The sequence below is a fragment of the Frankia sp. AgB32 genome, assembly GCF_023243045.1.
Taxonomy (GTDB): Bacteria; Actinomycetota; Actinomycetes; order Frankiales; family Frankiaceae; genus Frankia.
Window position 1 is genome coordinate 44,835 of record NZ_JALKFX010000001.1, and the last position, 14,082, is coordinate 58,916.

The 14,082-nt window shown below is 73.0% G+C and carries 10 protein-coding genes; 5 read left to right on the top strand and 5 right to left on the bottom strand.

Going from position 1 to position 14,082, the window contains the following annotated elements; translation table 11 throughout:
* Nucleotides 1-534: 534 nt before the first annotated feature.
* Nucleotides 535-2,697: a tetratricopeptide repeat protein gene (locus MXD60_RS00170; protein ID WP_368861152.1), complete on the top strand. Its 2,163-nt coding sequence runs from the start codon at nt 535-537 to the stop codon at nt 2,695-2,697.
* A 67-nt stretch (nt 2,698-2,764) separates the two neighbouring features.
* Nucleotides 2,765-4,168, top strand: a complete 1,404-nt coding sequence (gad, locus tag MXD60_RS00175; RefSeq protein ID WP_248816605.1) for a glutamate decarboxylase — start codon at nt 2,765-2,767, stop codon at nt 4,166-4,168.
* Between the two features lie 35 nt (nt 4,169-4,203).
* Here the strand turns inward: gad and MXD60_RS00180 are convergent, their stop codons facing one another.
* Nucleotides 4,204-6,093: an AMP-binding protein gene (locus MXD60_RS00180; RefSeq protein WP_283097534.1), complete on the bottom strand. Its 1,890-nt coding sequence runs from the start codon at nt 6,091-6,093 to the stop codon at nt 4,204-4,206.
* Between the two features lie 196 nt (nt 6,094-6,289).
* Here MXD60_RS00180 and MXD60_RS00185 point away from each other — a divergent pair, with 196 nt between their 5' ends.
* Nucleotides 6,290-7,090 carry a VOC family protein gene (locus MXD60_RS00185; protein WP_248816607.1) on the top strand — a complete coding sequence of 267 codons (801 nt, stop codon included), beginning with the start codon at nt 6,290-6,292 and terminating at the stop codon, nt 7,088-7,090.
* A gap of 107 nt (nt 7,091-7,197) precedes the next feature.
* On the opposite strand, the gene MXD60_RS00190 is transcribed toward MXD60_RS00185, so the two are convergent.
* Entirely contained in the window at nt 7,198-8,307 is a 1,110-nt protein-coding gene (locus MXD60_RS00190) for a GntG family PLP-dependent aldolase (RefSeq protein WP_248816608.1), read from the bottom strand.
* Between the two features lie 527 nt (nt 8,308-8,834).
* On the opposite strand from MXD60_RS00190, the gene MXD60_RS00195 reads away from it, so the two are divergent.
* Nucleotides 8,835-9,620 carry an enoyl-CoA hydratase/isomerase family protein gene (locus MXD60_RS00195; RefSeq protein ID WP_248816609.1) on the top strand — a complete coding sequence of 262 codons (786 nt, stop codon included), beginning with the start codon at nt 8,835-8,837 and terminating at the stop codon, nt 9,618-9,620.
* A gap of 18 nt (nt 9,621-9,638) precedes the next feature.
* On the opposite strand, the gene MXD60_RS00200 is transcribed toward MXD60_RS00195, so the two are convergent.
* Nucleotides 9,639-10,970, bottom strand: coding sequence for a cation:proton antiporter (locus tag MXD60_RS00200; RefSeq protein WP_248816610.1), 1,332 nt, complete (start codon nt 10,968-10,970; stop codon nt 9,639-9,641).
* Between the two features lie 328 nt (nt 10,971-11,298).
* Here MXD60_RS00200 and nudC point away from each other — a divergent pair, with 328 nt between their 5' ends.
* Nucleotides 11,299-12,327 (top strand): NAD(+) diphosphatase, encoded by a 1,029-nt coding sequence (gene nudC / locus MXD60_RS00205; protein WP_248816611.1) that lies wholly within the window; start codon nt 11,299-11,301, stop codon nt 12,325-12,327.
* Nucleotides 12,328-12,474: 147 nt separating this feature from the next.
* Here the strand turns inward: nudC and MXD60_RS00210 are convergent, their stop codons facing one another.
* On the bottom strand, nt 12,475-13,731 hold the full coding sequence (locus tag MXD60_RS00210; RefSeq protein ID WP_248816612.1) for an MFS transporter: 1,257 nt from the start codon (nt 13,729-13,731) through the stop codon (nt 12,475-12,477).
* A gap of 47 nt (nt 13,732-13,778) precedes the next feature.
* Nucleotides 13,779-14,057, bottom strand: coding sequence for a hypothetical protein (locus MXD60_RS00215; protein WP_248816613.1), 279 nt, complete (start codon nt 14,055-14,057; stop codon nt 13,779-13,781).
* Nucleotides 14,058-14,082 lie beyond the last annotated feature (25 nt).

Genomic DNA, 14,082 nt, shown 5'->3' on the forward strand with positions numbered 1-14,082 from the left:
CCGCCGGACGTCGGATCGCGCCGGCCACCGTCCGGTCCGGTCCGGTGTGCGGCGGGGGCGCGGAATCTGCTGCCGGCCCGGTCGCGTCTCCCGGCGGCACGCCGTTCGGACTGGCACACCGTGCGGACTTCGGTGCGACCCGACATACCCGACGATCCGTCGGTCGTCGACCGGTGACCTTGGTGATCAGCGTCGGCCGAGGACAATTTTCATCCCACTGGCATTTGCCCCGCTCGATCTGCCGGGCGTCGCCCGGTTGCGGCGGCGGCGGATCCCGCGTCCGATAGTATTTGACGACGTCAAGCGGTTGGCAACGAGGGGCTCTACCACATTGTTTACTGGAGAAATCGCAACTGTGGGCCTGACGGTAAGTTTTCGAGGCGCCGTCCTCGGTCGACCCGTTCGTCGTAGGTCGGACGGTGCTGGTCACGGGGGGCGTAGCTCCGTGGTGTCGGCCGAACCTTCGAAGCTCGACCGGCGTCTCCTGGAGTACGGGGTTGTCTCGTTGCCGCTCCATAGCGCACGAGGTGTGTGATGGTAGTAGTTTCGGGTGAGTCGCCGTTCCCGGGCCAGCGCTCTTTCCTGGAGGCTGACTCGGCGCAGTTCTTCGGGCGGGCTGCCGTGGCTCATACCCTCTCGGCTCAATGGCTTGAGAATCGCCTGGTTGTCGTGTACGGACCAATCGGGGTGGGAAAAAGTTCCCTGCTTAGGGCCGGGGTGATGCCACATCTTCCGTCGGACGTCGCCGAGGTGCTCCCGGCCGGGCGGATCTCGCCGGCGCCGGAGGCGGCCGGGACGGGTTCCTCCGGCGCCGGACAGCGAGCCAATCCCTACGCCGAGGCGCTGCTGCGGAGCTGGTCTGGTCAGGGCGCCGCCGGGGCGCTGCCAACCCTGCTCCGACACCGTCTGGGACACTGGTCGCCGAGCCCGGCCGAAGCCCTCTCCGAAGGCGGCGACCCCCGCTTCGGCGGGGGTGACAGTGACGATGAGGGCCGTCGGGACGGCCCGGCACCCCGACGGAGTGGTGACGCGGGCGGGAAGTGGCACGACTCCCTGGACCCGAACCGGCTGATTCTGGCCGCGATTGATCAGTTCGAGGAGTTGTTCGCCCCACGGACACCGCATCTCGAGGTGTTCCGTGAACATTTCGTGACCATGTTGGCGGACATGCTCGCGGCGCTGCCCAATCTGCGGCTGCTCCTCGTGATCAGGCAGAACTTCCGGACGGCGCTCGCCCGCTACGAACGCACTCTGGCTGGCGACGGCGACATTGCCTGGGCGGCCGTCGAGCCGCTGGACCGCGGCGCGGCGATCTCCGCGCTGGCCGAGCCGATGCGGCAGGTGCAGCGCCCGCTGCCGCCGGGCGTTGCGGCGGCCTGCGTCGACGACCTGCGATCGAGTCGGGTGGTCGACGCCGCCGGGACGCCGGAGCTCCTGGTGGCCGACCGCATCCAGCCGGCCTACCTGCAACTGGTGGCTGCGGAGATCTGGCGGGGCGAGGCCGGGTTCGCCGAGGCCTCCACTCTCGGCGCGCTGACGCGGACCGGAGGGTCGGACGCGGTCCTCGGGGCGTATCTGACGCGGGTTGTCGTGGCCGAGTCGCGCCGGCACGGACTGGATGACGCGGTGGTGCGTCGCTGGCTGACCCAGACGTTCATCACCGAGCGCGGGCGGCGCGCGGCCGTGGACGAAGGCATCGCGACGACCGCCGGCATGCCCAACGGGCTGCTCGCCGCACTGGCGGAGCGCTACGTTCTCGCTTACGAGTGGCGTTCGGGAGCACGGCGTTTCGAGCTCTTCGATGATCGACTGATCCCGCCGCTGCAGGCAGCGGTGCCGGACTGGGCGCTGGCCGGCGCGACGGCAGTGGACATCACCGCGGCCGACTACCTGTGCGCGGCCCTGGTCTGCCAGGGGGACGGGGACCTCGCCGCCGCGTCCGACCAGGTCGACGAGGCTCTGCGGCGCGGCGTCGACGAGCCGCGCATCCTGGTGCGGGCCCTGATGCTGCGCGCCGAGCTCGACCAGGCGGCGGGGCGGGTCGAGCAGGCGGAACGGCGCTATCGCGAGGCCGCGCAGCTCGGCGAGTCGCTGCCCGACGCCGAGGCGTCTGGTCGGGCGCTGGCAGCGGCCGGGCGACTGCTGCTGCGGCTCGGTCGGCTCGGTCGCGCGGTCGAGGACCTGCAGGCAGCTGCGGTGCGGCTGTCGGCCGACCTGGGCGTCCAGATCGACCTTGCCCGCGCGCTGTGGTACTCGGGCCAACGTTGGGCGGCCGTCGCGATCTTCTCCACGGTGCTGACCATCGCGCCCGAGTCGATGACGGCCCGGACCGAGCGCGGCCGGCTGATGCTCGAACTGGGCGACGACGTCGCTGCCCTCGACGACCTCGAGCAGGCGGTCCGCCGCAGCGCACCGAACACTCCCCGGGCCACCGAGACCCGGGCAGCCCGGGCGCTCGCGCTGGCCCGGCTCGGGCGGTCGGCCGTCGCCTCGGCCGAGGCGGCCGCCGTCCTCGACGATGCCCCGGACAGCGGCCCGGTCCTGTGGTGCGCCGGCGGCGTGCTTCGCGCCATCGGCGAGGACTCGCGCGCCGATGACCTGCTCCGGCGGGCACTGCATGCACACGGGCCCGCCCTGCTGCCGCATCAGCGGGAGCAGGTTCGGCGGATGCTGCACGGCCCGGGAGCCATGGCCTGATCGGGCCGGTCGAGTGAGCCGAGGTCGACGATGACGTGGACATGGACTGTGGCTGGAGGTGCCCTGGATGGCGCTGCACGGGCAGGCGAGTGGAGATCGGGCGGGGCAGACGGTCGAGGTGCGGGCGCGGCTGGTCCAGCCGGGGGGTGACAGCAGTGTGCCGCGGTTTCGGCTGCCGGCGGAGTCGATGGCGCCGGAGACGGCGTATCAGCTCGTGCATGACGAACTGCTGCTCGACGGCAACGCGCGGCTGAACCTGGCCACGTTTGTCACCACCTGGATGGACCCGGCGGCCGATCGGCTGATGGCCGAGTGCGCATCCAAGAACATGATTGACAAGGACGAGTATCCGCAGACCGCGGAGCTGGAGGGGCGCTGCGTCAACATCCTCGCCGACCTGTGGCACGCGCCTGACGCCGAGCACGCGATCGGCTGCTCGACGACCGGATCGTCCGAGGCGTGCATGCTCGCCGGGCTCGCGATGCAGCGCCGTTGGCGGGCGCGGCAGCGGGCCGCCGGCGCACCGACCGACCGGCCGAACATCGTGATGGGCGCCAACGTCCAGGTGTGCTGGGAGAAGTTCGCCCGCTACTGGGACGTCGAGCCGCGGCTGGTGCCGGTCGCGCCCGGGCGCACCCATCTGACCGCCGACGAGGCGGTGGCCCGCTGCGACGAGAACACGATCGGGGTCGTGGCGATCCTCGGGTCGACGTTCGACGGGACCTACGAACCGGTCGCCGAGATCGCCGCGGCGCTCGACCGGCTGGCCGCCGGCGGCGGCCCGGACATCCCGGTGCATGTCGATGCCGCCTCAGGCGGGTTCATCGCCCCGTTCTGCGACCCCGACCTGGTCTGGGACTTCCAGCTCGACCGCGTCGTGTCGATCAACACGTCGGGGCACAAGTACGGGCTGGTCTACCCGGGCGTCGGCTGGGTGCTGTGGCGAGACCGCGCGCACCTGCCCGACGAGCTCGTCTTCGAGGTCGACTACCTCGGCGGGACGATGCCGACGTTCGCGCTGAACTTCTCCCGTCCCGGCGCGCAGGTCGTCGCCCAGTACTACACGCTGCTCCAGCTTGGTTTCGCCGGCTACCGACGGGTCGCGCAGGGCTGCCGGGACAACGCCCGCTGGATCGCCGAGCAGGTCGCCGGAATGGGGCCGTTCGAGCTGGTCTCGGACGGCAGCGGCATCCCCGCCTTCGCCTTCCGGCTACGCGAGGAGATCACGGACTACACCGTCTTCGACGTCTCCGAGCTGCTGCGGATGCGCGGCTGGCTGGTGCCCGCCTACCGTTTCCCACCGGCGTTGACCGATCTCACCGTTCTGCGGGTCGTCGTCCGGCACGAGTTCAGCCGGGACCTCGCCGGACTGCTCGTCGCCGACCTGGGCCGGGTTGTCGACCGCCTGTCCAGCGCTGGCCGCCGACTCCCGCCGGCCCCGACCGACACGGCAGCCGCCTTCCATCACTGATCCGGCAGGCCACCTCGATCAGGACGGCCTCTCGATCAGGACGGGCGCAGGACAGGACGCAGGGCATCGAGGACGGCGGGGTCCTCGATGGTCGGCGGGACGGCGGGGGAGCGGCCGTCGGCGATCTCGCGCATCGTGCGGCGCAGGATCTTGCCGGAACGGGTCTTCGGCAGCGCCGGCACCACGTCGACCTGCCGGAACACGGCCACCGGGCCGATTCGCTCCCGGACCCGCGCGACCAGCTCGGCCGCCAGCACGGCCGGGTCGATCTCCGCGCCGGCCTTGACCACGACGAGCCCGCGCGGCACCTGGCCCTTGAGCGGGTCCGCGACGCCGACGACGGCGCATTCCGCGACGGCGGGATGTTCGGCGAGCACGGCCTCCATCGAGCCGGTCGACAGGCGGTGCCCGGCCACGTTGATCACGTCGTCGGTGCGGCCGAGGACGAACAGGTAGCCGTCGTCGTCGAGGTAGCCGCCGTCGCCGGTCAGGTAGTAGCCGTCGAACGCCGACAGGTAGGACGCGACATACCGGTCGTCGTCCTCCCACAGGGTGGGCAGCGTGCCGGGTGGCAGCGGCAGGCGCAGGCAGACCGCGCCCTCCGTGCCGGCCGGCACGGGCTGGCCGGCGGGGTCGAGTACCTGGATGTCGTAGCCGGGCATCGGCACGGTCGCGGAGCCCGCGCGGATCGGCAGCAGTTCCAGGCCGAGCGGGTTCGCGACGATCGGCGCTCCCGTCTCGGTCTGCCAGTAGTTGTCGATCACCGGGATGCCCAGGGTCGACGCCGCCCAGTCGTAGGTCGGCGGGTCGAGCCGTTCCCCGGCCAGGAACAGGGCGCGCAACGAGGAGCGGTCGTGGTCACGCGCGAGGGCGCCGTCGGGGTCCTCGCGACGGATGGCGCGGATCGCGGTCGGCGCGGTGAACAGCACGTTCACCCGGTGCTGCGCGACCACCCGCCAGAAGGCGCCGGCATCCGGCGTGCCGACCGGTTTGCCCTCGTACAGCACGGTCGTGGCGCCGGTGAGCAGCGGAGCGTAGACGGTATAGGAGTGGCCGACGGCCCAGCCGACGTCGGAGGCCGCCCACATCACGTCGCCGGGTCGGATGCCGTAGATGTTGGTCATCGACCAGGTCATCGCGACAGCGTGGCCGCCGTTGTCGCGCACGATGCCCTTGGGCCGTCCGGTCGTGCCCGACGTGTAGAGGATGTAGAGAGGGTCGGTCGCCGCGACCGGGACCGGCGGGTGTGGGACGGCGGCGGTGAGCGCGTCGTCCCAGTCGTGGTCTCGGCCCGGGACCAGCACGCAGGGCTGCTGATCGCGCTGGACGATCAGAGTCGCCGCGGGGGCGTGCTCGGCCAGCGCGATCGCCTCGTCCAGCATCGGCTTGTACGGGACGATCCGGGTCGGTTCGATCCCGCAGGAGGCGCTGACCACGACCTTCGCCTGGGCGTCGTCGAGGCGGGCGGCGAGCTCGGCGGCGGCGAACCCGCCGAAGACCACGGAATGCACCGCGCCGAGGCGGGCGCAGGCGAGCATGCTCACCACCGCGGCCGGGATCATCGGCAGGTAGATGATGACACGGTCGCCGCGGCCCACGCCGAGGGCGGCCAGCGCCCCGGCGGCGCGCGCCACCTCGTCGGTGAGCTCGGCGAAGGTGAAGCGGTGGATCGTGCCAGTGACCGGCGAGTCGTAGATCAGGGCCACGTCGTCGCCGCGGCCGGCGGCGATGTGCCGGTCCAGGGCGTTCGCGCAGGTGTTGAGCTCCCCGTCGGGGAACCAACGGGCGAACCTCGGGTCGGTCGCGTCGAGGGTTCGCCGCGGCGGTCTCGTCCAGGTCACGGAACGGGCCGCGTCGGCCCAGAACCCGTCGGGGTCGGCGGTGGCCCGGTCGCGTTCCCGTTGGTAAGCGCCCATGGTCGTCATCCTCCCGCGCCTCGCCGCCGGCCGGGGTGATTCCGGCTGGGGAACCGCCGCTCCCCGCGTGCGCGAGGTGTGATCCTCACGTGGCATCGAAGGAGGGTGCGGCAGGAGCGATGAAATTTTGTCGGTGGCGGGGTCCAAGGTGGTGACGGCATCGACAGCCGCCCGCACAGCGTTCCTCGCAACCGAAGGAGACACCATGGCCACCCGTGAGCACTCCCCGGCCGGCGCCCCGATCTGGGTCGACCTGCTCACCTCCGACGCCGACCGCGCCCGGGCCTTCTACGGCGAGCTGTTCGGCTGGGAGGCGCCGGAGGGCTCCGCCGAGTTCGGCGGTTACGCCAGCTTCACCAAGGGCGGCGTCCAGGTCGGCGGCCTGATGCCCAAGCAGCCGGGGATGGAGGCGCCCGACGGCTGGTCGATCTACCTGTCCACGCCGGACGCGGAGAAGACCGTCGCCGCCGCGACGGAGCACGGCGGCGGCGTGATCGTGCCCCCGATGGCCGTGGCGGACCTCGGCGTGATGGCCGTCGTCACCGACCCGACCGGCGCCGCGATCGGCATGTGGCAGCCCGGGACCCACGCCGGGTTCGGCATCATCGCCGAGCCGGGCGCGCCGGGCTGGTTCGAGCTGTTCACCCGCGACCACCCCGCCGCCGTCGCCTTCTACCGCGATGTCTTCGGCTGGGACGTCCACATGGTCAGCGACACCCCGGAGTTCCGCTACGCGACCTACGGCGAGGGCGAGGCCGCCTACGGCGGGATCATGGACGCGTCGGCCTTCCTGCCCGACGGCGTGCCCGCGCACTGGTCGGTGTACTTCGGCACGGCGGACACCGACGCCACCCTGGCGCAGGCCACCGCGCTGGGCGGCCAGGTCCTGCAGCCCGGTGAGGACACCCCGTACGGCCGCCTCGGCATCGCGGCGGACCCGACCGGTGCCGTTTTCAAGCTGATCGGGCCGAACGTCGCGCCGTCCACCCCGCCGGCCGCGAGCTGATCCGGCCGACGCCGCGAACGGTCACCACCGGGGTCGAGCGCCGGCCCCGTTTCGCCCCGCGCGGTCGTCGCCCGTCGACGGACCGTCGCGGGGGAGGGCGCGCGGGATCAGCCGGTCGACGGCTCGGCGCGCAGCAGGGTCGCGAGGACCGAGCCGGCCCTGCGGAGGCCGGCGTCGTCGATGTCGAGGTGGGTCACGAGGCGCAGCGTGGTCGGGCTGATCGCGCCGACCAGCACGCCGGCGTCGGCTGCCTGTCGGGCGAACCGGCCGGTGTCGGCGACGGCGACGAGCACCATGTTGGTCTCGACCCGCTTGGGATCGACGCGGTCGGGCGCGGCGTCGGCGAGCAGCGCGGCGAGTTCCGCCGCCCGCCGGTGATCCTCCGTGAGGCGCTCGAGGTGGTGGCGCAGCGCGTGCAGGCCGGCGGCGGCGAGCACCCCGGCCTGGCGCATCCCGCCACCCAGCCGGCGCCGCCACTCCCGCACGGCGTCCTCCCGGCCGGCATCGCAGATCACCAGTGAGCCGACCGGCGCGCCCAGCCCCTTGGACAGACATACCGACAGCGTCGTGAACGGTTCGGCGAGCTGGCGCGGCTCGACGCCACCCGCGACGGCCGCGTTCCACAGCCGCGCCCCGTCGCAGTGCAGCACGATCCCGGCGGCGGTGGCGATGTCCCGCAGCGCCGTCAGCCGGGCCGGCGGGACGACCAGCCCGCCGGAGCGCGCGTGGGTGTTCTCCACGGCCAGCACCGCGGTGCGGACCATGTTGTAGTTCCCGGCGCCGCCGATGTCGTGCGCCCGGATCGCCGCGCTGACCTCGGCGAGGTCCGCGCGGTCGGCGAGGCCCGCCACGGTGCGCGTCTGCACGCCGCCGAGCGCCGCCAGCCCGCCCATCTCGTAGGTGACGATGTGCGCCTCGGTGTCGGCGATGATCTCGGTGCCGACCGCGGCGCTGGCCCGCAGCGCGACGAAGTTGCCCATCGTCCCGCTCGGGACGAACACGGCCACCTCGTGGCCGAGCAGGTCGGCGGCATACTCCTCCAACGCACGGACTGACGGGTCCTCGCCGTAGTGGTCGTCGCCGACCTCCGCGGCGGCCATCGCCCGCCGCATGTCCGCCGTCGGCTGGGTGACGGTGTCACTGCGCAGATCGATCGGGGCGCCGGCAGTGGGCGCATCGCCCGTAGGGGATTCGTCACTCGATGCGTTGATGGCCATGTTTTGCGATGGTAGCCGGCTCGACCTGGAACGCATGTCCTCGCGGGTGGTGCTGTCCTCGCGGGTGGGGGGTACTACGCGGCGACGCATATCGGCGCCGTGTCCCGAACCGTCACCGCCGAAATGTTTTTATCGGTGGTTCGACTTCGGCCGCGGCGGCGGGGGAAGAATCTTCTTGAGGGGCCTGGCCACGTTCCTTTCGTCTGTCGGCCGGGTTGTCGACGAGAGCCACGTCAACGGGCCGATGGGTGGATTGACTGTGCGTAACCTGGGCGTACCTGTGCTTTTCCTGTGGGGTGGCCCCGACCTGGTGATATGTGGACGTCGCGTTTCTCTGCGGCGTGATCGGGTTGGCCTGATCGGGTAATGTGGGACGCCTTTCTGGCCTGTGGCGGCGAACTGTGATAGCGCGGTGGTCGGCCGTCGTCGTCCCGGCCCGGCGCCGGTGGACACCGGCGGCAAGGGCCGCGTCTGGCGGCGAATGCTGATAGGTGTGTTGCCAACGACAAAGCCGAACGGAGACGCTGATGAGCTCACAACCGCGGACACTGACGGTCGAGCGCGACGGAGCGGTGGCGATCATCACCCTCCACCGTCCCGACGCCGCCAACGGCATCACCCAGGAGCTCGCCGCCGAGCTGGGTCAGGCCGCCTACGACTGCGCCGCGGACTCCGCCGTCCGGGCGGTCCTCCTGACGGGCAGCGGCCGGTTCTTCTGCGCCGGCGGCGACGTCAAGGAGATGGTGGGCTATGGCGAGCGCGCGGGCGCCGAGACGAAGAAGCTCGCCGACCTCCTGCACCGCGCCGTGACGTCGCTCGCCCGGCTCGGCACGCCCCTGATCGTCGCCGTCAACGGGACGACCGCGGGCGCCGGGGTCGGGCTCGCGATCGCCGGCGACCTGGTCCTCGCCGCCGACACCGCGACCTTCACGCTCGCGTACACGAATGTCGGGCTCAGCCCGGACGGTGGCACGACGTTCGCGTTGCCGCGTCTGATCGGCCTGCGTCGCACCCAGGAGCTGCTCTACACGAATCGCCGGCTCTCCGCCGCCGAGGCGTTGGACTGGGGTCTGGTCACCCGCGTCGTACCCGCCGGCGAGCTCGCGGGCGAGGCGTTGGCGCTCGCCCACCAGCTGGCGGCCGGGCCGGCGGACTCGCATCGTACGATCCGCCGGCTGCTGCTGGACACGTTCGACAACAGCCTGGAGACGCAGTTGGAACTGGAGGCGCGGGGCATCGCCGCCTGCGCGGAGACCGACGGCCGGGAAGGCGCCTCGGCCTTCGTCGAGAAGAGGGCGCCGAAGTTCCACTGACGGACCCGGCGGACGGCGTCAGGGCGCCGGCACCGGGATGCCGTCGCCGCGCTGGGCGGGGGGCGCGGCCGTCGCGCGTTCGCCGGGGCCGGCGAGGTTCCCGCGGGCCACGGTCCAGCGCAGCAGCGGCGGTGCCATGATCGACGTGGCCACCGCCACCAGCACCACGACCGTGTACCCGGCGGGGCTGATGACCCCCAGGCGCAGGCCGGTGCCCGCCACCACGATCTCCACGACCCCGCGAGCGTTCATGCCCGCGCCGAGGGCCAGCGACTCCCACCAGCTCAGCCGGCTCACCCGGGCGCCGAGCAGGGCGCCGAGGAACTTCCCGACCACGGCGACGACGAGCACGACGGCGGCGGCCGCGAGGACGCCCGGCCGCCGCAGCTCGGTCAGATCCACCCGCAGTCCGGCGGTCGCGAAGAACAGCGGCGCGAGCACCCCGGTCACCACCAGCCGCACCGGCGCGACCAGCCGGGGGTCGAAGGACCGGCGGGAGCCGATGACCATGCCGGCGACGAACGCCCCGAAGATCGCCTCCAGCTTCAGGGCCTGCGTCGCGGCGGCGCCCCCGAGGATCATCACGACGCAGGCCAGGCTCGCCGTGGCGGCCGGTGAGTCGGTGGGCGCGCGGCGTCGGCCCGCCCAGCCGAGCACCGTCTCGGCCACCGGACGCCCGACCACGACCGCGACCGCGACGGTGGCGAGGACGCACCCCACCGACGTGAGCACGTTGCCGGCGCGCACCCCCGTGGTCGCCAGCGCCGACACCACGGAGAGCAGCAGCCAGCCGACGGCGTCGTCGACGGTGCCGGCGGCGAGGGTCAACTGGCCCGTCCGGCTGTGCAGCAGGTTCAGATCGACGAGGATCCGGGCGATGACCGGAATGGCGCTGACCGCCATGGCGACGCCGAGGAACATCGCGAAGACGCCGGTGTCGACGTCACCGGACAGCAGGCCGGTGGGCAGCAGAAGGCCCGTGGCGATGCCGAGCCCGAGCGGGACGAGCAGGCCGCCGAGACTGACCTGCACGGCGGTCCGCCCGCGTCGCAGGACGCCGGCGACGTCCATCTCCGTGCCCGTCATGCCGACGAAGAGGATCACCCCGATCTGGCCCACCGCCTCCACCAGATGGAACTGGTTCGGGTCGGTCGGGAAAATCCAGTGCGCGGCACCCGGCGCTGCCTTCGTGAGCACCGATGGTCCCAGCAGGACACCCGTGGCCAGCTCGCCGACAACGGCCGGCAGCCCGATCCGCTCGGCGATCCGGCCGAGGACCAACGCTCCCGCCAGCAGTGTGGTGACGGCCAGCAGAAAAACCAGGAGGCTGTGCGGCGGAATAGCGGCCACTGGCCTTGTTGCCGCAGCCGTCGCGGCGAATGCCGCAGGGGAGTCGCCGACCACGTCGAGCCTCCAATCATTCCCGGCCACGCGGGAGAGTGACAGAAATGCTGCGGTCGGCGACCAGTATCGCAGTGCGGTGCGATCGCCGGTGCGGTTTCGTGGGAATGCATCAGTGGCGGACGCCGTCGTTTCGGCGCGGAAGCAAGCGGAGTTCGGAATTGGAGCTCCGGTGTCGGACGTCCTGTCGTCGGCCGGGGGAGGCCCGCCGGCTGGCCGTTCGGCGCCGCCGTGCCCGCGTACGGTGGGTGAGCGGCATGTGCTGGAGAATGTGGTTATGACACATTTCGAGCTGGTTCGGACGCCGACGTTCGCCGGCGCCGCGCTGCTTCGGGACGAGCACCTACGGCGCGACACCGGCCGGCAGAAGGACGGCTGGGCGAGCGCCCGGATCCTCGTCGTCGACGCGGACGCCCGCGTACCCGTGATCTGGCCGGAGCCGTCGCCGAGCCGTTCCGAGGAGCCGCGGCTGTGGACCCGGGCCGCGATCGAGCTGGCCGGCTCGCCGCCGCCGGACGCGATGCTGCTCGGCGAGGCCGACGGCGTCGCCTACTGGGCCCTGCGGGGCGACCAGGCGCAGGCCGGCGCCGGACCGGACGTGCGCTGGCTGAACCCGCACGCGTTCGGCGGCGAGCTGGGCGCGCTCGACGGCACCCTGCTGGCCGCCGCGGTCGCGCTGGTCCGCTGGCACGACGGCGCGCGGTACTGCGCCCGCGACGGTTCGCCGACCCGCCTGTCCAACGCCGGCTGGGCCCGGACCTGCGAGGTCAGCGGGCACGAGGAGTACCCGCGCACCGACCCGGCGGTGATCGTCCTGGTGCACGACGGTGGCGACCGGGTGCTGCTGGGGCGCCACGGCGCCTGGCCGCCGGGGCGGTTCTCGGTGCTCGCCGGCTTCGTCGAGGCGGGCGAGTCGCTGGAGTCCTGCGTGGCCCGCGAGATCGCCGAGGAGGTCGGGCTGGACGTCACCGACATCCGCTACCTGGGCAGTCAGGCATGGCCCTTCCCCCGGTCGCTGATGGTCGGCTTCCACGCGGTCGCCGATCCCGCCCAGCCGCTGCGCCTGGACGAGGCCGAGATCCGCGAGGCGACCTGGCTCAGCCGCGACGAGCTGCGCCAGGCCGTGGCCCGCGGCGACTGGCGGAACCCGCCGGACGGCAGAGACGGCAGCGACGGCAGAGACGGCAGCGACCGAGAAGGCATCGGGCGCGACGGGCGCGGCGAGGACGGCCCGCCCCCGCTCCTGTTGCCGGGCCGCATCTCGATCGCTCGCAACATGATCGACTCCTGGTTGGCCGCCGGCTGACCCGCCCGGCCGTTCCTCCTCGCCGGACGGGGAGCCACCGCGGCGGTGCGCCGCGCCGGGTCGTGGGGCGCCGGGTCCGTGGGGCGCGGATCGGCCGTGTGCTGAGTAGTGCGCCGCGGCGCCCTCGGCCACCGTCTCGCGGCCGGCTCACCGGCCCGGACGGCCGGCGGCCGGCGTCGGCGGCGGGTCCGCGGCCCGCGGCACGGGCAGGTCCGTGGGTGGCGCCCGCCGCTCGGCGCGGGGCGCGAGCAGGGCCGCGCCGAGCTGGGTCGCGGCGACGCAGGCGACGGTCGCCGGCCAGCCGGCCGTCGTCCAGGCCAGGCCGATCAGCGTGCCCCCGAGGCTCGAGCCCAGGTAGTACCCGAGCAGGTACAGCGCCGACGCCTCCGACCGTCCGGTGCCCGCCCGGGCGCCGACCCAGCCGCTGGCCACCGAGTGGGCCGCGAAGAAGCCGGCGGTGAAGATCACCAGGCCGGCGAGGACGCAACCGAGGTTGCCCGGGACGGTCAGGGCGAGCCCGGCCAGGGCGGTCGCCACCGCGCCCAGCAGCACCCGCCGGCGCCCCCGCCGGACCGCCAGCCGACCGGCGACGGTCGAGCTCACCGTCCCGGCCAGATAGGCGGTGAACACCAGGCCGATCGTGCTGCTCGGCAGGTTGAACGGCGCCTCGGTGAGCCGGTAGGTCAGGTAGTTGTAGGTCGCGACGAAGCCGCCCATCAGCAGCATTCCGACGCCGCACAGGCGCAGGACGTCGCCGTTGCGCAGATGCTGGCGGATCACGCCGCCACGGCCGCTGCGGCCGGCGGCGGTGGCGCGGCGCCGGCCCGGCACGGTGGCGCCGAACACCACCGTGCAGACGGCGCCGAGGACCGCCACCGCGGCGACGGAGACCCGCCAGCCGCCGTGCTCGTCCAGCCCGGCCGGGACCAGCCGGCCGAGCAGGCCGCCGAGCGACGTCGCGGACACGTACATGCCGATCGCCGGCGCCGCGGCATCGGCACGCACCTGGTCGCCGACGTGCCCCATCGCCACCGCGACGACGGAGGACAGCGCGACCCCGGCCGCGCCGCGCGCCACCAGCAGCAGCGGCAGGTTCGGCGCGGCGGCGCCAACCCCCACGCAGAGGCAGCCCGCCACCAGCCCCCCGATCATCACCGGCACCCGGCCGACCCGCTCGGCCAGCGCGGACATCGGCAGCACCGAGAGGGCGAGCGCACCGGTCGTCACCGACACGGTCAGGCTCGCGAGCGTCGCGTCGACTCCGAAGGTCCGCGCGATCTGCGGCAACGACGCCTGCGTCGAATACAGCATCGCGAACGCCGCGAGCCCCGCCGCGACGATCGCGACCTGCAACCGCCGAAGCTCGCCCGATCCGGGCAGCAGCGGCGGATCGGGCGAGGTCACCCTGCCGACGCTAGGACGGTCCGGGCCCGGCCAGACGTCTGTGTGGCCTACCAGGCAGACACCGGGATGTCGTCAGCTCGCCCGGTCAGAGGTGCACCAGCGGTCGCGGGAGGCGCCGCCGGGGCGGTGTTCGTGACGATGTCGTACGCGGTGCCGGTCGTGTTCACCCGGACGGCCGAGTAGCTCAGGCCGGCGATCCGCGCCCCGTACTTCTGGAGCTGGTGCCGGCCGTAGCCGCCGACGGAGAGGATGACCTTGGTGTCCGCGCCCGATGCGCGGATGCGCTGGCCCAGGTCACGGGCATCGCCGACGTTCGCGTCGTACACCACGGTCTGGCTGGGGATGACGCTG

Bases quoted from the DNA above. Each gene is read 5' to 3' on its own strand.
- MXD60_RS00170 (WP_368861152.1), top strand. From the start codon at position 535: ATGGTAGTAGTTTCGGGTGAGTCGCCGTTCCCGGGCCAGCGCTCTTTC.
- gad (WP_248816605.1), top strand. From the start codon at position 2,765: ATGGCGCTGCACGGGCAGGCGAGTGGAGATCGGGCGGGGCAGACGGTC.
- MXD60_RS00180 (WP_283097534.1), bottom strand. From the start codon at position 6,093: ATGACGACCATGGGCGCTTACCAACGGGAACGCGACCGGGCCACCGCC.
- MXD60_RS00185 (WP_248816607.1), top strand. From the start codon at position 6,290: ATGGCCACCCGTGAGCACTCCCCGGCCGGCGCCCCGATCTGGGTCGAC.
- MXD60_RS00190 (WP_248816608.1), bottom strand. From the start codon at position 8,307: ATGGCCATCAACGCATCGAGTGACGAATCCCCTACGGGCGATGCGCCC.
- MXD60_RS00195 (WP_248816609.1), top strand. From the start codon at position 8,835: ATGAGCTCACAACCGCGGACACTGACGGTCGAGCGCGACGGAGCGGTG.
- nudC (WP_248816611.1), top strand. From the start codon at position 11,299: ATGACACATTTCGAGCTGGTTCGGACGCCGACGTTCGCCGGCGCCGCG.